General features: G+C 26.3%; 21 protein-coding genes. 19 read left to right on the top strand and 2 right to left on the bottom strand.

All coding sequences use genetic code 11. The features are described from left to right. Window positions 1–83 precede the first annotated feature (83 nt). The 6 genes from ACQPUY_RS00280 to ACQPUY_RS00255 all read left to right on the top strand — a co-directional run bounded on the left by ACQPUY_RS00280 (window position 84) and on the right by ACQPUY_RS00255 (window position 3,874). Window positions 84–491: a reverse transcriptase-like protein gene (locus ACQPUY_RS00280; protein ID WP_430838861.1), complete on the top strand. Its 408-nt coding sequence runs from the start codon at window positions 84–86 to the stop codon at window positions 489–491. Between the two features lie 72 nt (window positions 492–563). Continuing rightward, the gene (locus tag ACQPUY_RS00275; RefSeq protein WP_430838860.1) at window positions 564–944 is read left to right on the top strand and encodes a desulfoferrodoxin; all 381 of its coding nucleotides are present in this window, start codon (window positions 564–566) and stop codon (window positions 942–944) included. Window positions 945–1,034: 90 nt separating this feature from the next. After that, window positions 1,035–2,186 (top strand): MFS transporter, encoded by a 1,152-nt coding sequence (locus ACQPUY_RS00270; protein WP_430838859.1) that lies wholly within the window; start codon window positions 1,035–1,037, stop codon window positions 2,184–2,186. A gap of 5 nt (window positions 2,187–2,191) precedes the next feature. Next, entirely contained in the window at window positions 2,192–2,884 is a 693-nt protein-coding gene (locus tag ACQPUY_RS00265; RefSeq protein WP_430838858.1) for a M48 family metallopeptidase, read from the top strand. A gap of 80 nt (window positions 2,885–2,964) precedes the next feature. Next, window positions 2,965–3,192 carry a TIGR04540 family protein gene (locus ACQPUY_RS00260; RefSeq protein WP_430838857.1) on the top strand — a complete coding sequence of 76 codons (228 nt, stop codon included), beginning with the start codon at window positions 2,965–2,967 and terminating at the stop codon, window positions 3,190–3,192. A gap of 64 nt (window positions 3,193–3,256) precedes the next feature. Further along, complete coding sequence (locus ACQPUY_RS00255; protein ID WP_430838856.1) at window positions 3,257–3,874, top strand: NUDIX hydrolase; 618 nt, start codon at window positions 3,257–3,259, stop codon at window positions 3,872–3,874. 15 nt (window positions 3,875–3,889) lie between these two features. Here ACQPUY_RS00255 and ACQPUY_RS00250 read toward each other — a convergent pair whose 3' ends face one another. Next, on the bottom strand, window positions 3,890–5,176 hold the full coding sequence (locus ACQPUY_RS00250) for an NCS2 family permease (protein WP_430838855.1): 1,287 nt from the start codon (window positions 5,174–5,176) through the stop codon (window positions 3,890–3,892). A 315-nt stretch (window positions 5,177–5,491) separates the two neighbouring features. Here ACQPUY_RS00250 and ACQPUY_RS00245 point away from each other — a divergent pair, with 315 nt between their 5' ends. Together ACQPUY_RS00245 and ACQPUY_RS00240 are read left to right on the top strand one after the other, a co-directional pair. Then, a complete protein-coding gene (locus ACQPUY_RS00245) occupies window positions 5,492–5,758 on the top strand; it encodes a metal-sensing transcriptional repressor (protein ID WP_430838854.1) in 267 nt (88 codons plus the stop codon). Between the two features lie 19 nt (window positions 5,759–5,777). Then, window positions 5,778–5,981 (top strand): heavy-metal-associated domain-containing protein, encoded by a 204-nt coding sequence (locus tag ACQPUY_RS00240; protein ID WP_430838853.1) that lies wholly within the window; start codon window positions 5,778–5,780, stop codon window positions 5,979–5,981. 31 nt (window positions 5,982–6,012) lie between these two features. On the opposite strand, the gene ACQPUY_RS00235 is transcribed toward ACQPUY_RS00240, so the two are convergent. Then, window positions 6,013–6,456, bottom strand: coding sequence for a MarR family winged helix-turn-helix transcriptional regulator (locus tag ACQPUY_RS00235; protein ID WP_430838852.1), 444 nt, complete (start codon window positions 6,454–6,456; stop codon window positions 6,013–6,015). Window positions 6,457–6,599: 143 nt separating this feature from the next. On the opposite strand from ACQPUY_RS00235, the gene ACQPUY_RS00230 reads away from it, so the two are divergent. From ACQPUY_RS00230 to ACQPUY_RS00180, 11 genes are all read left to right on the top strand, one after another. Further along, window positions 6,600–8,813: an ABC transporter ATP-binding protein gene (locus ACQPUY_RS00230; protein ID WP_430838851.1), complete on the top strand. Its 2,214-nt coding sequence runs from the start codon at window positions 6,600–6,602 to the stop codon at window positions 8,811–8,813. After that, window positions 8,806–10,662: an ABC transporter ATP-binding protein gene (locus ACQPUY_RS00225; RefSeq protein WP_430838850.1), complete on the top strand. Its 1,857-nt coding sequence runs from the start codon at window positions 8,806–8,808 to the stop codon at window positions 10,660–10,662. The genes ACQPUY_RS00230 and ACQPUY_RS00225 overlap by 8 nt, the downstream gene beginning before the upstream one ends. Before the next feature lie 146 nt (window positions 10,663–10,808). Further along, entirely contained in the window at window positions 10,809–11,972 is a 1,164-nt protein-coding gene (locus ACQPUY_RS00220) for a galactokinase (RefSeq protein WP_430838848.1), read from the top strand. An 11-nt stretch (window positions 11,973–11,983) separates the two neighbouring features. Next, window positions 11,984–12,970 carry a UDP-glucose 4-epimerase GalE gene (gene galE / locus ACQPUY_RS00215; protein ID WP_430838846.1) on the top strand — a complete coding sequence of 329 codons (987 nt, stop codon included), beginning with the start codon at window positions 11,984–11,986 and terminating at the stop codon, window positions 12,968–12,970. Window positions 12,971–12,978: 8 nt separating this feature from the next. Further along, window positions 12,979–14,496: a UDP-glucose--hexose-1-phosphate uridylyltransferase gene (galT, locus tag ACQPUY_RS00210; protein WP_430838845.1), complete on the top strand. Its 1,518-nt coding sequence runs from the start codon at window positions 12,979–12,981 to the stop codon at window positions 14,494–14,496. Window positions 14,497–14,578: 82 nt separating this feature from the next. Next, window positions 14,579–15,595, top strand: a complete 1,017-nt coding sequence (locus tag ACQPUY_RS00205; protein ID WP_430838844.1) for a LacI family DNA-binding transcriptional regulator — start codon at window positions 14,579–14,581, stop codon at window positions 15,593–15,595. Window positions 15,596–15,667: 72 nt separating this feature from the next. Then, complete coding sequence (locus ACQPUY_RS00200; RefSeq protein WP_430838842.1) at window positions 15,668–18,598, top strand: acyl-CoA dehydratase activase; 2,931 nt, start codon at window positions 15,668–15,670, stop codon at window positions 18,596–18,598. Further along, the gene (locus ACQPUY_RS00195) at window positions 18,591–19,832 is read left to right on the top strand and encodes a 2-hydroxyglutaryl-CoA dehydratase (protein WP_430838841.1); all 1,242 of its coding nucleotides are present in this window, start codon (window positions 18,591–18,593) and stop codon (window positions 19,830–19,832) included. The genes ACQPUY_RS00200 and ACQPUY_RS00195 overlap by 8 nt, the downstream gene beginning before the upstream one ends. A 155-nt stretch (window positions 19,833–19,987) precedes the next feature. Beyond that, window positions 19,988–20,899 (top strand): diacylglycerol/lipid kinase family protein, encoded by a 912-nt coding sequence (locus ACQPUY_RS00190; RefSeq protein ID WP_430838840.1) that lies wholly within the window; start codon window positions 19,988–19,990, stop codon window positions 20,897–20,899. A gap of 193 nt (window positions 20,900–21,092) precedes the next feature. Further along, window positions 21,093–21,872: a class I SAM-dependent methyltransferase gene (locus ACQPUY_RS00185; protein ID WP_430838839.1), complete on the top strand. Its 780-nt coding sequence runs from the start codon at window positions 21,093–21,095 to the stop codon at window positions 21,870–21,872. Between the two features lie 75 nt (window positions 21,873–21,947). Then, entirely contained in the window at window positions 21,948–25,199 is a 3,252-nt protein-coding gene (locus tag ACQPUY_RS00180) for a DEAD/DEAH box helicase (RefSeq protein WP_430838837.1), read from the top strand. The last annotated feature ends 106 nt before the right edge of the window (window positions 25,200–25,305 follow it).

The raw sequence follows: 25,305 nt of genomic DNA, 5'->3' as shown, positions 1-25,305 counted from the left end.
ATTAGAACTTTAGTTACTTTTTAAGAATAATAAATAAATTTTAGGAATAGTTTATAAAGTATAAGTTTATAAGTGGAGGATATATGAAATATAGACTTTATGTCAGTGGATTTTGTAACAACACAAGAAATTTACAAAGCAGTATGGGTATAGGTGGAGTAATATTAAACGATAGAGGAGAAGAAAAGGTTTTTTCTGAAATGATTGGAAAAGGTACTATTATGGAAGCTCATTGTTATGCAATTTTACATGGAATCAATGAAATTCTAAATGATAAAACCGCAAAATTCATAAATGTCTACAGCACAAACTTATTAATAATTGATTATTTAAATAAGAAAAATGTAAAACTACCAATGAAAGCAGAAGCACTATTAGAAAAGATTTTAGAAATATTAGATACTGCAAAAATCAGTATAAAATACGAGTATTTTGAAGTAAATGACTATGTATATGTTAGAAATCTAGCAGAAGAAGCTATAAAGGTATAATAAAAAAATTGTAAAGTTTAGATAAAAGTAGTAAAATATAGGCATACAAATAATTATGAAGGAGTGATTTAAATGATAGAAAAATTACAAGTATACAAATGTGAAGTTTGTGGTAACATGGTGGAAGTTTTAAATGCTGGAGGCGGTACTTTAGTATGTTGTGGTAAGCCAATGACATTATTAAACGAAAATACTGTTGATGCAGCAGTAGAAAAACATATTCCTGTTGCTGAAGAAAAAGATGGAGAATTAGTAGTTAAGGTTGGAGAAGTTGAACATCCTATGATAGCTGAACACTTTATTCAATGGATAGAAGTAATAACAAAAGATGGACAAGTTCAAAGACAAAGCTTAACTCCAGGTGAAAAGCCTGTGGCTACATTTAAAGTAAAAGGTGATGTAGATAAAGTTAGAGAATACTGTAATCTACACGGCTTATGGAGTAATAAATAATTAAATTCTTAGGCTATCTTTTTAGATAGCCTTTTATTTTGCTAAAAATTATTATATTATATAATAAAAATATAGTGGAGGTTAATACAAATGAAAAAATATTATGGGATAACTACTTTTTTAACATTTGGAGTTTTTAGTATTCTATCAACCTTTTATTTCCCGTACTTAAATCAGGAAATAGGCCTATCATTAAGTGAAGTTGGAAAAATAGTTTCAATTGGTGCTTTCTTTACATTAGTGTTCCAGCCAATATTGTCAAACAGATTTTCTAAATCTAAAAATAAAAATAGATTTATATTAACATATTTAACTTTTGTTTTTATAACTATTATTGGACTAATGATGATTAACAAAGATTTAACTATTATATTTGCACCATTTTATGGAGCAATATTAGGCTCTTTAGCTGGAATATTTGAGGTTTATATAGAGGAGCTATGTATAAAAAGTAAATATGAATTTTCTGATGTAAGAAAATGGGGTTCTATAGGATATGCAATCATAGTTTTTATTTCAGGAATTATAATTAATAAATTTGGATATAGAATTCTTCATATTTTAGCATTAGCAATGGTTGCAATAATGTTTTTCATTATTATTCTTAAATTTAAAGTTAATGTAAGTGTGAAAGAAGATATAAATAAAGTTAATTTTAAAGACTTATTTAAAAATAAAAATATAGCTTTACTCATTATTGTGGTGTTCCTAGGTATGGGTAGCTATATGGGATTAGATTTTGCTTATTCTTCTTATTTAGTTGATGTTGTAGGAGATGTAAATAAAGCAAATGAAATATACAGTGCTTCTATTAGCTTTAGAGTAGTTATTGAATTCTTTGCTTTTATGATAATTGCTAAATATTTTAGTAATTCAAACAGTAAGAATGCCTTGGTAATAGCTTTATCTATTGTAGCCCTAAAAATATTAATGTTTTCATCTGGAAATTTAGTATTAATTGTTCTTGGTGATCAATTACATGGAATTATGTATGGATTATATTTAAGCTTTTTATTTAAATATCTAAGAAATATTTTAAATGATGAATTAATAGCTACTTCATTTGCAATATTATCTGTATTAAGCACAGGTGGGGCAAACTTTATATATCCATCTATATATAGCTTTATTCAAGGAATTTTTGGCTACTTAGGAATGTATATATTAGCATTTATTTTATCAGTGATTTCAGTAGTTATTTTCTTTATTTTCTTACCAAACCCTAAAAAGAAGGTTAGTTAGTTTATATGAAGAAAGTTATTAATTTAAACAATAATATTTTTTATTATACTGTCTTATTTAAAGATAAAAAAAATATTTCTATAAAATTAGATTCTAATGGAGAAATAATTGTTTATGCTCCAATAGGTATAAGTTATAAATATATAGAAGGTATACTTTTAAATAAACAAAAATGGATAATAAATAATATAGATAAAATTAAAAATAGTTATTTAAATAGTAAAGATAAGATACTGTTTTTAGGAAATCAATACATCCAACAAATAGAGAAATCTGAAAATGAAAAAATAGATATTAATGGCGAATGTATTTTTATAAAAACTAAGAGCTTAAATAAGGAATATATAAATACACTGTTAATAAAATGGTATGTAATGCAAGCTAATAAAGTTTTAATTAATAGACTAACTAATTTAGCTAGAAGTTATAATTTAATTCCCTCTAAGGTATTTATAAAAAATCAAAAGTCACGATGGGGAAGTTGCAATAGTAAAAATGAGATAAGATTAAACTGGAGACTTATCTTAATGCCATATTCAGTTATTGATTATATAATAACACATGAATTATGTCATTTAGAGCATATGAATCATTCTAAAGATTTTTGGAATTTAGTTGAAAATTTTATACCTAATTATAGAGATTCAGAAAAATGGCTTAAAAATAATGGAATATCAATTTTAAAAATAGGATATTAATATAAGAATATACTAGAAAATTTTAAATATTAACTTTATAATAATTATATAATTACTTTAAATAATATAAGGAGACAAACATGAGAGCAGTATATAAAAATCCAAAAGAATTAGCAACTTGTTTAAAGGATCTAGTAGATAATTATTTGGAGTTCTTAATAAGTTATGACGAATTAGAAGAAAAAATTAGAAAAATAGTTTCTGCAAATGGAGATAGAGTTTATAAAGATGGAATATTTTCATCAAAGTTATATCCATACTTAGGCGATGAAAGAGTGGAAATTATAAATAAAATTATTGAAGAATAGAAATATAAGCCTCCTTAGTAAAATATTTAGGAGGCTTTTACTATATTATAAAGGAAGTATAAATATGATAGAAGAAGTAATAAAAAAATATAGTAATTACACTTCATATATTAATGGTTGGGATACTATGAAAAAAGCAGCAGTTGCTATTTTGATGGTAGATATAGATAATGAAACAAATATAATATTTGAAGTAAGGGCTTTGCATATGAGAAGTCAGCCAGGAGATATATCTTTTCCTGGTGGCAAAATTGAGGATGATGAAAGTGCAGAAAATGCTGTAAAAAGAGAAATTTGTGAGGAACTAGGCTTAAATATTAATGATTTTGAGATAGTTACTCCTTTAAATTTACTTGTAACTCATTATGGATTAATAATTCATCCTTTTTTAGGATATTTAAAAAATTATAATAATATAAATATTAATACCGATGAGGTTGATCATATATTTTTAACTTCATTAGATAAGTTATTAAAAATAGAGCCACTAAAAGTAATAAGCAAATTGAATGTTGATAGAAATAAGGATTTTCCTTTTCACCTCATTAATGGAGGTGAAAATTATAAATTTAAGGAAGGAATATATAAATCCTTATTTTATAATTATGGTGAGTACAATATTTGGGGAATGACTGCATTAATACTGGAAGATTTTTTAAAAGTTATAAAAAATGAAAGCTAGGTATAACCCTAGCTTTTAAATTGTATTTAAAATAAAGTAAAGAATAAATATAAATGATACTATATACATAGTAGAGGAAATATCTTTACTCTTTTTACTTGCTATTTTCATTATGGTATATGAAATAAATCCAAAAGCTATTCCATCTATTATACTAAATGTTAATGGAATTAATACAATAATTAAAAAGTTTGGAATTGCTTCTGAAATATCATTAAAATCAATATGAACTATTCCTTTAATCATTAAACTTCCTATTATTATTAAAATTGGTGCAATTACTTCATTAGGAATTATATTAATAAAAGGAATAAATAATAAGGATATTAATAGTAAGAACCCTGCTATTAATGAAGTTAAACCTGTTTTTCCACCTGCAGCTATACCAGCAGTACCTTCAACTGTAGATACTGATGGACTAGTTCCAAAAAGTCCACAAGCTATTGTCGATAAAGCTATTGCATTTAATGCCTTATTTTGTTTTTCAGGAGTTTTTAATAAGCCACTAATTTGACCATGTAATAATCCAATATTTTCAAAAAGTAAAACTAAAGTTAAAGAAAATGTTGCAATCCAAAACTTAGAGTTAAAAATTTCACTTAAGTCAATATTAAAGAGTATGGTTTCGTATTCTGCAAAATTTGGTAATGTAAAATTTAAGTTTGACACATCTACAAATTTAAATAAAATTGCTATTACTGTACCAGTTATAATGCTAATCAAAAAGCTACCTGGAATATTCTTAGCAAAAAGTATTATTGTTAGCACAAATATAAAAATAAAAAATATTATCCTTGGATTTGATAATTCTCCTATTTTTACAAAAGTAGAAGGGTCAGATGTAATAAGACCACTTTTTTGAAGGCCTAAAAAAGTTATAAATAGGCCTATACCAATAGTAATTGATTCCTTCAAAGAATTTGGAATCGCTTTATCTAAAATATTAGATAAAGGTGTCATAGCGATAATTAAAAATAATAATCCAGCTATAACTACACTTCCTAATGCCTGATTAAAAGTTAACCCCATTCCTAATACAATAGTATAAGTAAAAAGAGCATTAATCCCCATTCCAGGCATTATTACAAGAGGAGAATTGCTTATAAGTGCAACTAATAAACATCCTATAAAGGAAGCTAGAACAGTTGCGATTATAAGTGGCTCTTGAGATATGCCTCCATCACTTAATATACTTGCATTAACCACAACAATATATACTGCGGCAAAAAAAGAAGTCAAACCAGCTATTAGCTCGGTTTTAAAATTTGTCTTGTGTTCTTTAAGTTTAAATAATTTGTCCATCCTTTCTGTAAAACCTCTTTTCTTTTTCCCTCGCCCACCCACATCTAAGATGCTTAATTATTATAACATTAAATTTAAAATTTAGAATAGATAAAAATGAATTTTTATCCTAAAAGATATTTGAATCTAAAACTATCTATTGTATTAATTTAAGTTATTTAAATTAATTTATTCAAACTTTTAGAATTATTAATATATAATTTTGAATAAAGTGACTTATTTAATGAAATCCTATCTATAGGAAAAATATTGACAAAAATTTTATAAATACTATAATTAAATTATAGACACCCCTAGAGGGTGGGGAGGTATAAAATGAATAGTGAAAGAAAGAAGGCTTTGCAATCGTTAAAAACTGCTAAAGGACAGATTGAAGGAATAATAAAGATGATTGAAGAAGATAGATATTGTATAGATATATCTAATCAAATCATTGCTTCTCAGTCATTATTAAAAAAAGCAAATTTAATAATTTTAGAAAATCATTTATCTCATTGTGTTAAAGATGCATTCATAGATGGTAACGGTGATGAAAAAATCAATGAAATAATGAAAATATTAGATAAAGTAATAACAAGATAATATTAAGGAGGATTTTTAAATGAAAAAGGTAATAAATATTGAAGGTATGAGTTGTAACCATTGCGTTGCACATGTTAAGGAAGCTTTAGAAGGAATTACTGGCGTTGATGTTTTAGAAGTTAGCCTAGATAATAAAAAAGCAGTAGTAGAAACTGAAGTTGAAAATAATATATTGATAGATGCTATTGAAGAAGAAGGATATGATGTAGTTTCTATATTATAAAATTAAAATGAGTATCAAAATAATTTGATACTCATTTTAATTTTATAATTATATTTTGCATATCTTTTATTAATTCGCCTAAATGCTCTAAATCATGATTTTCTAATATTGAAATTTTATTTGATAAAACACATTTAAAATCGCTTAACTTTTCTTTTATAAAATTTTCACCTTTCTCCGTTAATTGAACATTTATTTTTCTTCTATCGTTTGGATCATTAAACCTTTCTACAAAATCTTCTTCTATTAATTTATCTATAATAGGTGTCATATTAGATTTAGATATATCCAAGCATTTTGCAATATCAGAAATTGATACTGATTTTTTGTGATGTAAATAAAAAATTGTTTTTATATGTGATGGCGGAAATACATCATTTTTTCCTATTTCATTGAATTTGAATAATTTATTATGAATTTCAAATAATAATGTCATTAAATCATTCGCAATTTCTTTTGGCATAGAATTACTCATAGTACCCCTCCTAGATAATTATATATTTATTATATATTATTATTTTTAGTTATACAACTATAATTATTATTGACATATAATAGTTATGAAAATATAATATATATATATTCATAATAAATTGTATTTGAAAGGAGATTAATTTAATGTTTAAGCTGACTAAATACTTAAAACCATTTATAGCTTCAATAACAATTGTAATAGTACTATTATTTATTCAAGCAATTAGTGAGCTATCCCTTCCTGACTATATGTCGAATATAGTTAATGTAGGAATACAACAAGGAGGTATTGAGAACTCAGTTCCCAAAATAATAAGAGAAAGTGAACTTGAAAAGCTTTCTATTTTCATGAATGAAGATGATTATAATTTTGTTAAAGAAAATTATAAAATTATAAATAAGGAGTATTTATCTGAAAAAGATCTTGATAAATATCTTAATAAGTATCCAAGCCTTGAAAAGGAAACTTTATTAGAAATTAATACAAAAGACGAAGATACTTTAGAAAAAATAAATAGTCTTCTTTCTAAACCAGAGCTTATAGTTTTAGGGTTAGAATCAGGGGAATATAATGAAAAAATGAACTTACCTGAAGGCTCCGATCCATTTGAAATTCTAAGTATGCTACCAAAGGAAAATCTAAATAGTATGGTAGAGAGTATTGATTCTCAATTTGATGAAATGCCAGAGAGCATGTTAAAGCAAGCTTCAGTTTCCTTTGTTAAAAATGAATATAATGCAATAGGAATGGATACGGATAAGCTACAAACAAATTATATTATAATAGCTGGACTTAAAATGCTTGGTATAGCATTTATAAGTATGATAGCTGCTGTAATAGTTGGTCTTATATCTTCTAGAATTGCAGCAGGACTTAGTAAAAATTTAAGGAGAGATGTTTTTGAGAAAGTAACAAGTTTTTCAAATGCTGAATTTGATAAATTCTCAACTGCATCATTAATAACTCGTAGTACAAATGATATTCAACAAATTCAAATGCTTATGGTTCTATTATTTAGAATAGTATTCTATGCGCCTATTTTAGGTATTGGCGGTATACTTAAGGTCTTGAAAACAGATACAAATATGACTTGGGTTATAGGGGTTGGAGTAATATTAATACTAGTTTTAGTAGGAACATTATTTAGTTTAGCCATGCCAAAGTTTAAATCAGTTCAAAAATTAGTTGATAAAGTTAACTTAGTTACAAGAGAAAGTTTAATAGGAATGCTTGTAATAAGGGCTTTCAGTACAGAGAAATACGAAGAGGAAAAATTTGATAAGGCAAATAAAGATTTAACAAGAACAAATCTTTTTGTTAATAGATTAATGTCTTCAATGATGCCAGCTATGATGTTTATAATGAATGGTTTAACTATTCTTATAGTATGGGTTGGTTCTCATCAAGTTGACCTAGGAACAATGCAAGTTGGAGATATGATGGCATTTATGCAATATGCAATGCAAATAATAATGTCATTCTTAATGATATCAATGATATCTATAATGCTTCCTCGTGCTTCAGTATCAGCAAATCGTATTAGTGAAGTATTATTTACTGATTTATCTATAAAGAACAACGGAACTAAAGAATTTCCAAAAGATAAAAAAGGAATTGTTGAATACAAAAATGTTAGCTTTAAATATCCAGGTGCTGAAGATTATGTAATAAAAGATATAAGTTTTACAGCAAAGCCAGGTGAAACTACTGCAATAATAGGAAGTACAGGTAGTGGTAAGTCTACATTAATAAACTTAATGCCTAGATTCTATGATGTAACAAAAGGTAGTATAACATTAGATGGTGTAGATATCAAAGATGTAGAGCAAAAGAAATTAAGAAGCAAAATAGGTTATGTTCCTCAAAAGGGAATTTTATTCTCAGGAACAATAGAAAGCAACTTAAAATATGGTATGGAAAATGCAAGTGATAAGGATATAGAGTTTGCATCAAAAATATCTCAAGCAACAGAGTTTATAGAAACAAAACCTGAAAAATATAATACTGAAATTTCACAAGGTGGTTCTAATGTTTCTGGAGGACAAAAGCAAAGACTTTCTATAGCTAGAGCCTTAGTTAAGAAACCAGAAGTTTATATATTTGATGATAGCTTCTCAGCTTTAGATTTTAAAACAGATTCTAATCTTAGAAAGGCTATTAAAGAAAATATTAAAGATGCTACTATGATAATAGTTGCCCAAAGAATAAGTACAATAAAAGATGCAAATCAAATTATTGTATTAGATGAAGGTAAAATAGTAGGAAAAGGGACTCATAAAGAACTATTAGATTCTTGTGAAGTTTATAAACAAATAGCATTATCACAACTTTCAAAGGAGGAGCTAATGCATGAGTAATAAAAGAGGAAAAGGTCCTATGGGTTTTGGTGGCCCTATGGGTGGAGCCGTGCATGGTGGCGCTAAAGCAAAGGATTTTAAAGGAAGTAGTAAAAAATTATTAAATTATTTAAAACCATATAGATTATCAATAATAATAGTTCTTATTTTTGCAATTGGAAGTGCAGCCTTTTCAATAATTGGGCCTAAAATATTAGGTAAGGCTACAACAAAACTATTTGAAGGGTTAGTAAGCAAAGTTTCAGGAACAGCTGGAGCTGGAATAGACTTTGAATACATTGGTAGAATAATTATTATACTTGCAGTTTTATATTTAATAAGTGCTCTTTTCTCATTTATACAAGGTTATATAATGTCTGGAATTGCACAAAAGGTTTCTTATAATCTTAGAAAAGAAATTTCTATTAAAATAAATAAGCTACCTTTAAAGTATTTTGATAAATTAACTCATGGTGAAGTTTTATCAAGAGTTACAAATGACGTTGATACAGTAAGCAATACTTTAAACCAAAGTTTATCACAAATTTTCACATCATTTACCACTCTAATTGGGGTTTTAATAATGATGTTATCCATAAGTGTAAGTATGACTTTGGTATCTGTATTAATACTTCCTTTATCGGCTATACTAATATCATTTGTAGTAAAAAAATCTCAAAGGTATTTTAAAGAGCAACAAAACTTTTTAGGTCACGTAAATGGACATGTTGAAGAAATTTATGGTGGACATAATATTATGAAAGCCTTCAATGGAGAAGAAAAAGCTGTAAAAGAATTTAATGAATTAAATGAAACATTATATAATTCTGCTTGGAAATCTCAATTCTTATCAGGTATGATGATGCCTATAATGAGTTTTATAGGTAATATAGGATATGTTTTAGTTTCTATATTAGGTGGATATCTAGCAGTTAAGAAGACTATAGAAGTTGGAGATATTCAATCATTTATCCAATATATAAGAAGTTTTACTCAACCAATATCTCAAGCCGCACAAATTGCTAATGTTCTTCAATCAACAGCAGCAGCTACTGAAAGAGTTTTTGAATTCCTTGAAGAGGAAGAGGAGTCAGATAATTTATCTACACCTGTAGATATAAATGAAATTAAAGGCAGTGTTGAGTTTAAGAATGTTCACTTCGGATATAATGAAGATAAAATCATAATAAATGACTTCTCAAGTAAAATTAAACCTGGTCAAAGAATTGCAATAGTAGGACCAACTGGAGCAGGTAAAACTACTATAGTAAAACTTCTTATGAGATTCTATGAATTAAATTCAGGAGAAATTTTACTAGATAATACTAATATAACTTCATTTAAGAGAAGTGATTTAAGAAAAGTATTTGGTATGGTTCTACAAGATACATGGTTATTTAATGGAAGTATAATGGATAATATTAGATATGGAAGATTAGATGCTACTGATGAAGAAGTGTTAGAAGCAGCAAAAGCAGCCCATGTTGATCACTTTATAAAAACATTACCAGATGGATATAATATGGAGTTAAATGAAGATGCAAGTAATGTATCTCAAGGTCAAAAGCAATTATTAACTATAGCTCGTGCTATACTTGCAGATCCTAAAATACTAATTTTAGATGAAGCTACAAGTTCTGTTGATACGAGAACTGAAGTTTTAATACAAAAAGCTATGGATAATTTAATGAATGGAAGAACAAGCTTTATAATAGCTCATAGATTATCTACAATTAAAGACGCTGATTTAATCCTTGTAATGAAGGATGGAGATATAATAGAACAAGGTAATCATAAAGAATTACTTGAAAAGAAAGGCTTTTATGCAAGTCTTTATAATAGTCAATTTGAAAATAGTGAAGCATCATAAAAAAAGGCAGAAATGCCTTTTTTTATTTAGTAAAATTATAAGTAAAAATATTAGTAAAATATCAGTAAAATTTATTGAAATAGTTTTCCATATATGATAATATTTAATTGTAAATAATTATAAAATATTTAATGGGGAGCGATATTATGAGAGATGAAATCAATAATATTTTCAAAAAAGTTTTTGGAGATAATAATAAAACAAGAACATTTTTTTCACCTGGAAGAGTTAACTTAATTGGAGAACATACTGATTATAATGGTGGTAATGTTTTTCCATGTGCTTTAAGCTTCGGAACCTATGGTGTAATAAGCTTAAGAGATGATAGTAAAGTTAGAATGTACTCAGGGAATTTTGAAGAAATAGGAATCATTGAATTTTCTTTAGATGATATTAAATATAAAAAAGAAGATAATTGGGTTAATTATCCTAAGGGGGTAATTGATGTAATAAAAAAACATGGTTATAATATAAACAGAGGTTTTAATGTAGCTGTTTATGGAAATATACCAAATGGTGCAGGACTATCCTCTTCAGCATCATTAGAACTATTAATTGCAGTTATGATGGATAGCTTATTTAACTTTAATATAGATAGAGTTGATTTAGTTAAATTCTCACAAGAAGCAGAAAATAAATTTGTTGGTGTTAATTGTGGTATTATGGATCAATTTGCCATAGGAATGGGAAAAGAAAATAATGCAATTTTATTAGACTGTAATACATTAAAATATAATTATTGTCCTATAGAATTAAAAGATGAAGTATTAATAATAGCTAATACTAATAAAAGAAGAGGATTAGCTGATTCTAAGTATAATGAACGTAGAAGCGAATGTGAAGAGGCTTTAAAAGAATTAAGAGTTAAACTAAATATTACTTCTTTAGGCGAGCTTTCAATAAACGAGTTCGAAGAAAATAAAGAGCTAATTAAAAGTGATATTAGAGTAAAAAGAGCTAAACATGCTGTATATGAAAATCAAAGAACATTAATGGCAAAAGAGGCTTTGGAAATCAATGATTTAGTGACTTTCGGTAAGCTTATGAATAAATCACATATTTCTTTAAGAGATGATTACGAGGTTACTGGTATAGAATTAGATACATTGGTGGAATTGTCTTGGAAACATGAGGGCGTTTTAGGAGCTAGAATGACTGGTGCTGGATTTGGTGGTTGTACAGTTGCTTTAGTAAAAAATGATAATGTTGATGACTTTATAAAGAATGTAGGACAAGGTTATAAAGAAAAAATAGGATATGAAGCTAGTTTCTATATTGCTAACGTTGGAAATGGAACTAGAGAAATTTAGGAGGTATTAAAATGATTTTAGTTTGTGGCGGTGCAGGATATATTGGAAGTCATGCAGTTTATCAATTAATAGACAAGGGAGAAGAAGTTGTAGTAGTAGATAATTTAGAAACAGGTCATAAGGAAGCTGTTAATCCAAAGGCTAAATTCTATAATGTTGATATAAGAAACGAAGAAGAGTTAGATAAAGTTTTTAAAGAAAATAATATAACAGAAGTTATACATTTTGCAGCTAATTCATTAGTTGGAGAAAGTATGACTAATCCATTAAAGTATTATAATAATAATGTTCATGGAACTGAAACTTTATTAAAAGTTATGGTAGCAAATAATGTTAAGAAAATAGTATTTTCATCAACAGCAGCAACTTATGGAGAAGCCACTAAAATGCCTATAGTTGAGACTGATAAAACTGAGCCAACTAATGCTTATGGAGAAACAAAGCTTGCTATGGAAAAAATGATGAAATGGTCTGATATTGCTCATGGAGTAAAATATGTTTCATTAAGATATTTCAATGTTGCTGGTGCTCATGTAAGTGGAGATATTGGAGAAGATCATAGTCCGGAAACACATTTAATACCATTAATATTACAAGTACCTCTAGGAAAGAGAGAATTTATATCTATATTTGGAGATGATTATGATACAGAAGATGGTACATGTATTAGAGACTATATTCATGTAATAGATTTAGCTAATGCTCATATTCTTGCAGTAGATTATTTAAGAAAGGAAAATACTAGTAATATATTTAATTTAGGAAATGGTAATGGATTCTCTGTAAAAGAAATGATAGAATCAGCAAGGAAAGTAACTGGTCATGAAATTCCAGCTAAAATTTGTGAAAGAAGAGCCGGAGATCCAGCTAGATTAATCGCGTCTGCAGAAAAAGCTAAAAATACATTACATTGGGAGCCTAAATATACTAATGTTGAAGATATAATAGCTTCAGCTTGGAATTGGCATAAAAAAAATCCAACTGGATTCAATAAGTAGGTGTTATTATGGGAATTTATAGAGAGATTAAAAGATTAATTCAATATGGATTAAAGCATGATTTATTTAAAAAAGAAGACGAAATATATATTAGAAATTCTCTATTAAATATTTTAAATTTAGATGAATATGAAGATTTGGATATAGATGATGAATATTTATCAACTCCTACTGATATTTTAAACAATATATTAAATTATGCTTTTGAAAAAGGTATCTTAGAATCTAATACTCCTATATATAGAGATTTACTAGATACTAAAATAATGGGAGTTTTAATGCCAAGACCTTCTGAAGTAATTAAAGAGTTTAATTCTAGATATGAAAAATCACAAGAGGAAGCTACTAATTATTTATATAATATTAGTAAATCTTGTGATTATGTTAGAACAGATAGAATTGCTCAGAATTTAGTTTGGAAATCTAAAACAGAATATGGTGATTTAGATATAACAATTAATTTATCAAAACCAGAGAAGGATCCTAAAGCTATAGCAGCTGCTAAAAATCTTCAGCCTTCAAAATATCCTAAGTGCTTATTATGTAAGGAAAATGAAGGTTATAGAGGAAGAATAAATCATCCTGCGAGGCAAAATCTTAGAATAATTCCAGTAACTTTAAAAGATGAAAAATGGTTTTTGCAATATTCACCATATGCTTACTATAATGAACATTGTATTGTTTTTTCTAGTGAGCATGTTCCAATGAAGATTACTCAAAATACCTTTGATAGAATTTTAGAATTTGTTGAAATGTTTCCTCATTATTTTGTAGGATCAAATGCTGATTTACCTATAGTAGGAGGCTCAATATTAACTCATGATCATTATCAAGGTGGAAATTATGAGTTTGCTATGGATAGAGCTCCAGATTTTATAAAATTTAAATTAAAAAATTATGAAAATATTGAATTGTCTATTGTAAAATGGCCACTAACTGTATTAAGATTAATAGGTGAGAATAAATTGGAGTTAAGTGAATTAGCTAACAAAATTTTAAATCATTGGAAAAACTATAGTGATTATAAAGTTGATGTTTATGCTTTTACTAATACTATTCCTCATAATACTATAACGCCTATAGCAAGAATGAAAGATGGTAAATTTATATTAGATTTAGTTCTTAGAAATAACCGAACTAGCGATATATATCCTGATGGAATTTTTCATCCACATAAAGAACTTCATAATATTAAAAAAGAAAATATAGGATTAATAGAAGTCTTAGGACTTGCTGTTTTGCCGGCTAGATTAAAAGATGAATTAGAAATTATAAAAAAATCATTAACTACTAAAAAAGATGATATTTATAATAATGAAAATATGAAAATTCACTTAGAATGGTATGAAGAAATTAAGAGAAAAAATTCAAATATTACTACTGAAACTGTAGATAATATTGTAAAAAACGAAGTCGGTATTGTATTTACTAAAGTATTAGAGCATTGTGGAGTTTTTAAATGGAACGATGAAGGAAATGAAGCTATGCATAGATATATTAATAGCTTAAAGTTAACAATTTATTAAAATAAGATGAGGCATTATAGAAAATGCCTCATCTTTAATTGTATTTTTAAGTTATAAATTTAAGTGAGTAGGGGTGTGTAATATGGCAACTATTAAGGAAATAGCAAAGGCTGCTGGAGTTTCTATTTCAACAGTTTCCCGTATTCTAAATTTGGATAAAACCTTAAATGTTTCAGAAGAAACTAGAAAAAGAGTTTTGGGCATAGCTGAAAAAATGAATTATGTTACCATAAAGGAAAGAAAGAGTAAATTAAAAAAATATAATATTGGTATAGTATGTTCATTTACTGAAACTAAAGAATTAAATGATCCGTATTTTTTATCTATAAGAATGGCTATAGAAAAAAAATGTATGGAAGAAAGTATCGATTTTAAATCTTTATATTTTAGTAAAATACTAAATGGTGATTCATATAGCTATAAGGATTTAGATGGAATAATAGCTATTGGTATATTTCAAAATGAAGAAATATTAAAGATTAGAGATTTAACTGAAAATATTGTTTTTATAGACTCATCTCCAGAAGAATGGGAGTATGATTCAATAGTAGTAGATTTAAAATATGGAGCTAAAAAAGCTTTAGATTATTTATATTATTTAGGACATAAAGATATTGGATATATTGGTGCAAAAGTTATACCTCATAATAATAATAATGATGGAGTAGAATTAATAAACTATAGGGAAGCTACCTATAGAGATTTTATGACTGAAATTAATAATTTTAAAAGTGAATGGGTATTTAAAGGAAACTTTACTCTAGAAGATGGGTATTCCTTAATGAAGGAAGCTCTGAAGCTAAAAAAAATACCAACAGCATTTTTTATAGCAAGTGATCCAATGGCTGTAGGGGCATATAAGGCCATTCAAGAAGAAGGGTATAATATTCCAAATGATATAAGTATAGTTGGTTTTGATGATATAGCAACGGCTCAATATTTATCTCCCTCTTTAACAACAGTTAAAGTATTTACTGATTTTATGGGAGAAACTGCTCTTGATGTTTTAATGGAGAGAATAAAGGGTAAAAGATCTTTAAGTAAAAAGATAGTATTACCAGTTAAACTAATAATAAGAGATAGCTGTAAATGTGTATAATTTGAGCCCTATAAGAGTATATGCTTATAGGGCTTGATTAAATATATTAATATATGAGTGGAGGTAATATAAGTGGTATATAAACTAGGTATAGATGCAGGTTCAACTACAGTAAAATTAGTCCTACTAAATGAAGAAAATGATGTTATTTATAAAAGTTATACAAGGCATTTAACAAAAGTTAAAGAAACAATATTAAAAGAACTAAATAATATAAAAGATATAGTGAAAAATAATAAGTTAAAAGTTTCTATAACTGGTTCAGCAGGATATGGTCTAGCTATAGATTCAGGTATATCTTTTGTGCAAGAGGTATTTGCTACCACAATAGGAGTAAAAAAGCTTTTTAATAATATTGACGTAGTAATAGAATTAGGTGGAGAAGATGCTAAGATAATATATTTAACAAATGGCTTAGAAGAAAGAATGAACTCTAGTTGTGCTGGTGGTACAGGTGCATTTATAGATCAAATGGCAAGCTTAATGGGAATTACAGTAGAAGAACTAGATGAAATTAGCTTTAAATATAAAAATATTTATCCTATTGCATCAAGATGTGGGGTTTTTGCTAAATCTGATATTCAGCCATTATTAAATCAAGGAGCAAATAAATCTGATATAGCTGTAAGTATTTATGATGCAGTAGTAAATCAAACTATTGGTGGTCTTGCACAAGGAAGAGAAATAAAGGGAAATATATTATTTTTAGGTGGTCCGTTATATTTCTATAAAGGCCTTAGAAGTATGTTTATAAAAAAACTAAATTTAAATAAAGATGAAGGAATAGTTCCAGAAGATGCAGAGGTTTTTGTTGCTAAAGGAGCTGCATTATTTTCCACAAACGAAGACATAAGTTATACATATGAAGACTTGACTTTAATACTAAACAATAATAAAAGTAATTTAGACTTAAAAAAAGAAGTTAAGCCATTATTCGAAAATGAAGGTGAATATAATAAGTTTATTGAAAGGCATAATAAAGCTAAGGTTTTAATTAGAGATATAAATAAATATAAAGGTGACGTGTATTTAGGTATAGATGCAGGAAGTACAACTACAAAGCTTGTTTTAATTGATAATGATTGTAATATATTATATCAATACTATGCTCATAATGAAGGTAATCCAGTAAAGGTTATAAAAAAACAAATAGAATATATATATGAAAATTTTGGGAATAGAATTAATATAAAAGGAAGTTCAGTCACCGGATATGGAGAGGAATTAATAAAAAAAGCTTTTGGAATAGACTATGGATTAGTAGAAACATTAGCTCATTATATTGCAGCAAGTAAATTTAATCCTAATGTAGATTTTATATTAGATATAGGTGGACAAGATATTAAATGCTTTGAAATAGAAAATAAAGCTATTAAAAGTATTATTTTAAACGAAGCATGTTCATCTGGATGTGGTTCTTTTATAGAGACATTTGCCAAAGCAATGGGATATGATGTTGAAAATTTTTCTAAACTAGGTCTATTTGCCAAACATCCAGCCGATTTAGGATCAAGATGTACTGTTTTTATGAATTCTTCTGTAAAACAAGCACAAAGAGATGGTGCAACTATAGAAGATGTTTCGGCTGGTTTATCAATTAGTGTTGTAAAAAATGCTTTGTATAAAGTTATAAGAACTAGAAACATTGGTAAAAATGTAATAGTTCAAGGTGGTACATTATGTAATGACGCTATTTTGAGAAGTTTAGAATTAGAACTAAATCAAAACGTAACAAGATCAAATATATCAGGATTAATGGGGGCGTATGGAGCTGCAATATATGTAAAAAATAAAAATCTATTAAAATCAAAAATAATAAGTAAAGAAGATTTAATGAACTTTACACACACTTCTAAAGGTGCTAAATGTGGATTATGTACAAATAATTGTAATTTAACTATAAATACTTTTAATGGTGTAAGAAAATATATATCTGGTAATAGATGTTCTAGACCAACAGGTAAATATGAAGAAAATAATATTCCTAATTTGTATGAATATAAACATTCAAAGCTCTTAGATTATGAAGATAATAACGCTGAAAAGGGTGTTATAGGGTTACCTATGGTATTAAATATGTATGAAAACTTACCTTTCTTTGTTAAGTTTTTTAATGAATTAGGAATAAAAGTAGTTTTATCAGATGCCTCTTCCAAGAAATTATATTTAAATGGTCAGTATACTATACCTTCAGATACCGCTTGTTATCCAGCTAAGCTAGTTCATGGACATATAGAAAGTCTTATTGAAAAGCAGGTTAATAATATCTTTTATCCATGTATGACATTTAATTATGATGAGGGGATATCTGATAATCATTATAATTGCCCAGTTGTAGCTTATTATCCTGAAGTTATAAAAAATAATGTTTATAATCTAAATAAGTGCAATTTTATAAGCCCTTATTTAGATTTAAATTCTAGTAAAAGTACTATTGAAAATTTATATACTAGTTTAAAGGTTTATTATCCATGGATAATAAAAAATGAGATTGAAAAGGCCTATAATTTAGGAATAAATGAGTACAAAGAATTTAAAAAAGATATATTAATTAAGGGAGAAGAAGCTATTAATTATGCAAGAGAAAATAACATGCTAATGGTTGTTTTAGCTGGAAGACCCTATCATGTAGATAAAGAAATTAACCACGGCATAGATAGAATGATGAATTCATTAAGCCTAGTTATATTAACAGAAGACTCTATTCCTTTTGATCATAATAATGTTAATGTTAATATTTTAAATCAATGGACATATCAAGCAAGGCTATTTAACGCTGCTAAATATATTGTGAAAAATAATGACATGCAATTAGTTCAATTAGTTTCCTTTGGTTGTGGTACAGATGCAATAACAGCTGATGAAATTAAAGGAATTTTAGAGGAAAATGGAAAGATATATACTCAATTAAAAATAGATGAAACAAATAATCTAGGAGCTGCAAAGATAAGAATACGAAGTATGGTTGAAGCTATAAAGAACAGGTGGGAAATAAATGAATAAGGATTATAAGATTTTTACGAAGGAAATGAAGAAAAATTATAAGATATTAGTTCCTAATATGTTACCAATTCATTTCAAGGTTTTAGACAAAATATTAAAAGATTATGGGTTTGATATTGAATTCTTAGAAGATGATGTTACAGATATAATCGATGATGGATTAAAATACTCAAATAATGATATTTGTTATCCAGCAATGATAGTGATAGGTCAGTTTATTTCGGCATTAAAAAGTGGAAAGTATGATATTAATAAAACTGCTCTTCTTATGACTCAAACTGGAGGAGGCTGCAGAGCTTCTAATTATATTCATTTAATAAGAAAAGCATTGGAAAACAGTGGTTTTTCTGAAGTACCAGCTATAGGTTTAAGTGTATCTGGGATTGAAAAACATCCAGGACTGCAGCTTAGTCCAGGCCTTGTTTTAAAGCTATTTTACGCTGTAATATATGGTGATCTTATAATGTGCCTATATAATAAAGTTAAACCTTATGAAATTAATGATGGTGAATGTGATGTAGTGTTAGAAAAAATGATTGGTTATTTAAATAATAACTTTTCACATTTAAGTTACTTAAAGGTTAATAAAATTTCAAAAACAATTGTCAAAGCCTTTGATGATATAAAAATTAATAAGACTGATAAAATTAAGGTTGGAATAGTTGGAGAAATATATATGAAGTATTCTAGAATGGGTAACAATCATCTTGAGGAGTTTCTAATAAAAGAAGATTGTGAAGTAGTTCAGTCAGGTCTTATGGACTTTATAAATTATTGTATTTTAAACTCTGTTATTGATTATAAGTTATATAAGAAAGGGTTTGTAAAATCGAAGTTTGCTTCGTTAGGATACAAAATTGTTTTAAAAATCCAAGGAAAGATAAATAAAGTAATAAAAGAAAATTCAAAATTTGAACCACCAACAGATTTTGAAGAGGTGCGAAAAATGGCTGATGGATATATTGGATATGGAGTTAAAATGGGAGAAGGATGGCTGTTAGTTGCGAATATGTTAGAACTTATACATTCAGGTGCAAATAATATAATTTGTGCTGAACCTTTTGGATGTTTACCAAACCATATAGTTGGAAGAGGTGCTATTAGAAAGATAGTTGATAATAATCCTACAGCTAATATAGTAGTAATTGATTATGATCCATCCCAATCCAAAATAAATCAAGAAAATAGAATTAAATTAATGTTATCTAATGCACGTATAAATCTTTTCTTATAAATAAAATACTATTTTAAAAAGGGCTATATCTATAATGTAATACAATAGATATAGCTACATTTTTTTCTTGAGATAAATTGTAATTAATGATAATTCTTTCTTAATATAGTATACTAATTTTAAACAAACTATAAAGAAAGAGAATTGGTAAAATTATGACTAATACTAAACACTTTTTTATAATAAACCCTGAAGCAGGGAAATTTAATATTTCTGAAAAGATAACTAAAGATATAAAAAAAGCTTTTAAAGATATTAATGAAGAATATAAAATTTATATTACAAAAGGAAAATATGATGCTACAAATTTTACTAAATCTATCTGTGAATCAGAGGAAGGTAATTTAAGATTTTATGCTTGTGGAGGAGATGGAACTCTAAATGAAGTTATTAATGGTTTAATAGGATATAAAAATGCTTGTGTTTCAGTAATTCCATATGGAACAGGTAATGATTTTATAAATAATTTTAAATCAAAAGTTAGATTTTATGATATTGATAAACAAATAGAGTTTAATGAGGAAAAAATAGATTTACTAAAAGTAAATAATATTTATTCAGTTAATTTATGTAATATAGGGTTTGATGCAAAAGTTGCTAAAAATATGAATAAATTTAAGCGCTTTCCATTAATAAGTGGACAAGGAGCCTATACCTTATCTATCTTTTATTCACTATTTCATAAAATGTATAATACATTAGACATAATTATTGATAACAAAGAGTTAATACATGGAGATTTTCTATTATGTGTAGTTGCAAATGGAATGACATATGGTGGAGGATATAAGGGTACTCCATTAGCAAAAATAAATGACGGATTAATAGATATGTGTTTAATAAAGAATGTTCCAAGATTAAAACTAGTTAAATTAATTAATATTTATAAAGACGGAAATCATCTAGAAAATGAATCTATTAAAGAATATATTATATATAGAAAATGTAAGAGCATAAATATTAAATCTAATGACGGATTTACTACTTGTATTGATGGTGAAATATTAATTAATAAAGATATAGATATTTCATTAGAGAATAAGGCAATAAATTTTTTAGTTCCATAATAATCTCTAATGATAAAGCTAATAGAGTATTTTTATTTTACTGTGCTTTAATGACTATATTATATTGTAATATATTACTTCATTTATTCTTATATAAGATAATTTATTAATTATATTACTTTATAATTGCATAAGAACAAAAGGTTGTTTTAAGTATATACTATATAGAATAAAATAATCCTAGGAGAAAACAATGGCGTATAGTGATATTTATAAACAAATTGGATTTCAAAAGGAATTAATGAGGTTACAAAAACAAGCTAATTTTGGATCAGATAGAGAAATTAAAATGCTTAGAAACTTAGGTATAAAAGATGATAGTGTCATTTTAGAAGTAGGAAGTGGTCCCGGATTCTATACTAAAGTATTGTTAGATAACTTTCCTAACTCAGAAATTATAGCTTTGGATAATGATGAGGCCTTACTTAATTTTGCACATAATATGCTTAACAATTATGGAAATAGAGTTACATTTATGCAAGATGATATAATGAAATGTACTATCCCTGATGAATACTTTGACATAGTGATAGCTAGATTTGTATTTCAGCATTTAAGTGATCAAATTATAGCTTTAAAAGAAATATACAGAATATTAAAACCAGGTGGTAAAGTAATTATAATAGATGTGGATAGCGAACTTTGGGGATTAACATATCCTAAAAATGAATTAATAAAGAATTTAAACTCTAATCTCTCTAAATATCAAACATCAATAAATGGAAATAGAGAAATAGGACGAGTATTATTAACTTTATTAAAAAAGTTAAATTTTAAAAATTTAAATATTGAAGCAGTAATTAATCATAGCGATATTTTAGGTAAAGAAAATTTTAGGTTTAATTTAGATAAGGGTATAGAAAATGACCCGAGGTTAGGAGTCATTTTTAAGGAATATAATGATTTCTTTAACTTAAACTATTCTTCAATTATGATTCTAAAATTATTTTTTTACGGAGAAAAGAGTAAATAGGTACCTAGTACAAGAAGTGGATAAAACCACTTCTTTTTGTTATAATAAAAGAATATTGTTTTTAGGGTGATTAATATGATTAAAGAATTATTATTAGATAAATTTAATAAAAATGTATCAGGTAAAGATAAAACTGTAGGAAAAAGAATTTTAGAAGAGGATTTAATATCTGATTTTAATATATCCTCAGATGAGGGATTAGTTTACATAAATTCAAAAGTCTTGTCTGAAGACTTTTATAGTGAATATATTAATAAAATTGAGTTAGATATAAAAAATAAGTCTATATTGTCTACATATTGTTCCTGTGAGGATTTCGAAAAAAATGAATTCCGTAAAGAAAATTACTGCTGCAAACATCTATTTGCTACTTTTTATAAATTTTTAAGAGACTTAGATAATTATGAAGATATAAAAAAGAAGATAGATACCTCAACAGTTGCCGTAAATAATATTTTTAAAAGTAATGATAGTATTTTAAATTTACTCTTAGAAGAAGAAAATAAGGAAGAAATAAAGTTAGAAGTTTATATAAATAGAAGAGGAATAAAAAACAGAATTACTGCAGAGTTTAAAATAGGTTTAAAGGGACTATCTTCTAACAAATTATATGTAATAAAGGATATAAATCAACTCTTAATATCAATTTATAATAAAATACCAATAAAATATGGTAAAGATTATATTTTTGATCTAAGATATCAAAGATTAGGGATTAAAGAAAGTAAAATAATTAGTTTTATTGAAAAAATAAAGGACATTGAAAATTTACAATTAAATTTTGTTAAAAGACAAGAGAAATTTATAGATGGAAAGTCTCTAATTATTCCTGATTTTTTAATAAGAGAGTTTTTTGATACTATATCTAAAAATAGAATGTATTTAAATGATGGTTTCTTTTATAGGCCTGTAGACACTGAGATAATTTATGATAAGCCTAATTTACAGTTCAATTTAAAAGAATTAGATAATGAATATATATTATCAATAGATGATGGATTACCAGAAATTTTAGATAAGAAAAATACAGTATTTTTATATGGAAGCAGTATTTATTTACCAAGCTTTGATTATTGCCATAATATTTCTAAGTATTTAGAAATATTTAAAAATAGTAGTTCTATTTCATTAACTAAAAATGAAGAGCTTAGAATACTATCAAGTTTACTGCCAAAACTTTATACATTGTCGGATTATGTAAAAATAAGTAAGTCGATTAAAGATAAGGTTGTTAATGAGGATGTTAAATTTTGTTTCTATTTTGATAAAATAAATAAGGACTTAACGTTAGTTCTGAAAGTTAGATATGGAGAACATGAATTTAATATTTTTCATGAATACAAAAATAAAATTATTTATAGAGACTTAAATAAAGAAGGAAACGTATTATCAATCCTAAGAGCTTTAGGATTCGAAGCTTCAGGTGATAAATTTTACCTATTGCTTGGAGATGATTATATATTTAATTTCTTTAAAAATGATATAAATAAATTACAAGAAATAGGTGAAGTGTTTTATTCAGAAAACTTTAAGATTATAAAGCAAGTTAATAATAAAAATATAATAGGGCAAATTCAAGCAGGAAAGTACGATTATTTTGAATTAAAATTTAGTATAGATAATATTTCTAATGAGGAAATAAAAGATGTTTTGCTAGCCTTTAAAGATAATTTAAAGTACTTTAAGCTTAAAAGCGGTGAATATCTAGATCTAGAAGAAATAGAACTTAGAAACTTTTTAAAACTATTAGATGTGCTTTCTATTGAAAATGATATTAAGGATGATAAATTAATATTTAATAAAAACAAATCAATATTTATTAGTGATTTTATTAAAGATAATAATTTAAGATATATTAAAGGTAAAAATGAATTAACTAAGATACAAAAGAAAGTTAAAGACGTTAAAAAAATTAACTTTAAAGAGCCTGTAACTTTGAATGCTAGTTTAAGATCTTATCAAAAAGAAGGATACAATTGGCTAAAAACAATGGATTACTTAGGCTTTGGCGGAATACTAGGAGATGAAATGGGTCTTGGTAAAACAATCCAAGCAATAGCTTTCATTTTATCGACACTTCCTTCTAAAACATTAATTGTTGCACCTACTTCATTAATTTATAATTGGGGCAATGAACTTGAAAAGTTCGCTCCAAGTATTAAGGGGGTAGTTGTTAATGGTCCAAAGGATGAAAGAATAAATATATTAAATAACATTAATAATTACGATGTTATAATAACAACTTACAATATTTTAAAAAGAGATTTAGATATCTATAGTGATATTAATTTTGATTATTGCTTTATAGATGAGGCTCAGTATATTAAAAACAGTAATTCTCAAAATGCATTATCTGTAAAGAAAATAAATGCAAATAGAAAGTTTGCATTAACAGGTACACCTATAGAGAATTCTGTTATGGAATTATGGTCAATTTTTGATTTTATAATGCCTGGATATCTGTTTGATGAAAATAGCTTTAGCGTTAGATACTATAAAAAATTACATGAATCTAATGAAGTTATAGAAGAATTGAACAAGTTAATAAAGCCTTTTATATTAAGAAGATATAAAAAAGATGTAATAAAAGAATTACCTTTAAAAATTGAAAAGAGACTGTTAGTTTCAATGTCAGAAGAGCAAGAAAAGGTATATACTATATATTCTGATTATGCTAAAAATCTAATAGAAAAGAAAGTTAAAGATGATGAATTAAAAAATAGTAAAATTGAGATTTTATCATATATAACAAAATTAAGACAAATATGTTTAGACCCATCTGTATTAATAAATGATTATATAGGTAATAGTGGAAAAATAGATTCTTTAATTGAATTATTAAATCAAGGTATAGAAGAAGGTCATAAGATTCTTGTATTTTCACAATTTACCTCAGTATTAAAGAATATAGCTAAGAGATTAAATTATGAAAATATATCATATAGCTATTTAGACGGAAGTATACCATCTGAAAAAAGAATACATTTAATAGATGAATTTAATAATGGAAATAACTCCGTGTTTTTAATAAGTTTAAAGGCTGGAGGAACTGGTTTAAATTTAACTTCTGCAGATATAGTTATTCATTTTGATCCTTGGTGGAATCCAGCTGTTGAAGCGCAAGCAACAGATAGAGCACATAGATTTGGCCAAAAGAATATAGTAGAAGTCATTAAATTAATTTCTAAAAATACTATAGAAGAAAAAATAGTAGAACTTCAAGATGAAAAGAGAAAATTAATTGAAAAGATAATTGATAATAGTATGGAAGCATCAAATATAAACACTTTAAGTGATGAAGATATATTAAATCTATTTTCAATTTAATAAGGGTAGTCCATAATTGATGTAATTAATCATATATGGACTACTTTTTAAGTGTATATAGATTAAAAAAGTAAATATAATCTTGAATACATTTAAACTGAGTATT

Source organism: Clostridium nigeriense, from assembly GCF_050585245.1.
Taxonomy (GTDB): domain Bacteria; phylum Bacillota; class Clostridia; order Clostridiales; family Clostridiaceae; genus Clostridium; species Clostridium nigeriense_A.
The sequence above is the reverse complement of the archived record's forward strand: the minus strand, read 5'-3'. Positions and strand labels throughout refer to the sequence as shown.

Coding starts and splice junctions, on each gene's coding strand:
- galE (WP_430838846.1), top strand. CDS start 11,984: ATGATTTTAGTTTGTGGCGGTGCAGGATATATTGGAAGTCATGCAGTT.
- ACQPUY_RS00185 (WP_430838839.1), top strand. CDS start 21,093: ATGGCGTATAGTGATATTTATAAACAAATTGGATTTCAAAAGGAATTA.
- ACQPUY_RS00275 (WP_430838860.1), top strand. CDS start 564: ATGATAGAAAAATTACAAGTATACAAATGTGAAGTTTGTGGTAACATG.
- ACQPUY_RS00180 (WP_430838837.1), top strand. CDS start 21,948: ATGATTAAAGAATTATTATTAGATAAATTTAATAAAAATGTATCAGGT.
- ACQPUY_RS00195 (WP_430838841.1), top strand. CDS start 18,591: ATGAATAAGGATTATAAGATTTTTACGAAGGAAATGAAGAAAAATTAT.
- ACQPUY_RS00270 (WP_430838859.1), top strand. CDS start 1,035: ATGAAAAAATATTATGGGATAACTACTTTTTTAACATTTGGAGTTTTT.
- ACQPUY_RS00205 (WP_430838844.1), top strand. CDS start 14,579: ATGGCAACTATTAAGGAAATAGCAAAGGCTGCTGGAGTTTCTATTTCA.
- ACQPUY_RS00225 (WP_430838850.1), top strand. CDS start 8,806: ATGAGTAATAAAAGAGGAAAAGGTCCTATGGGTTTTGGTGGCCCTATG.
- ACQPUY_RS00265 (WP_430838858.1), top strand. CDS start 2,192: ATGAAGAAAGTTATTAATTTAAACAATAATATTTTTTATTATACTGTC.
- ACQPUY_RS00240 (WP_430838853.1), top strand. CDS start 5,778: ATGAAAAAGGTAATAAATATTGAAGGTATGAGTTGTAACCATTGCGTT.
- ACQPUY_RS00220 (WP_430838848.1), top strand. CDS start 10,809: ATGAGAGATGAAATCAATAATATTTTCAAAAAAGTTTTTGGAGATAAT.
- galT (WP_430838845.1), top strand. CDS start 12,979: ATGGGAATTTATAGAGAGATTAAAAGATTAATTCAATATGGATTAAAG.
- ACQPUY_RS00260 (WP_430838857.1), top strand. CDS start 2,965: ATGAGAGCAGTATATAAAAATCCAAAAGAATTAGCAACTTGTTTAAAG.
- ACQPUY_RS00250 (WP_430838855.1), bottom strand. CDS start 5,176: ATGGACAAATTATTTAAACTTAAAGAACACAAGACAAATTTTAAAACC.
- ACQPUY_RS00235 (WP_430838852.1), bottom strand. CDS start 6,456: ATGAGTAATTCTATGCCAAAAGAAATTGCGAATGATTTAATGACATTA.
- ACQPUY_RS00255 (WP_430838856.1), top strand. CDS start 3,257: ATGATAGAAGAAGTAATAAAAAAATATAGTAATTACACTTCATATATT.
- ACQPUY_RS00230 (WP_430838851.1), top strand. CDS start 6,600: ATGTTTAAGCTGACTAAATACTTAAAACCATTTATAGCTTCAATAACA.
- ACQPUY_RS00280 (WP_430838861.1), top strand. CDS start 84: ATGAAATATAGACTTTATGTCAGTGGATTTTGTAACAACACAAGAAAT.
- ACQPUY_RS00245 (WP_430838854.1), top strand. CDS start 5,492: ATGAATAGTGAAAGAAAGAAGGCTTTGCAATCGTTAAAAACTGCTAAA.
- ACQPUY_RS00190 (WP_430838840.1), top strand. CDS start 19,988: ATGACTAATACTAAACACTTTTTTATAATAAACCCTGAAGCAGGGAAA.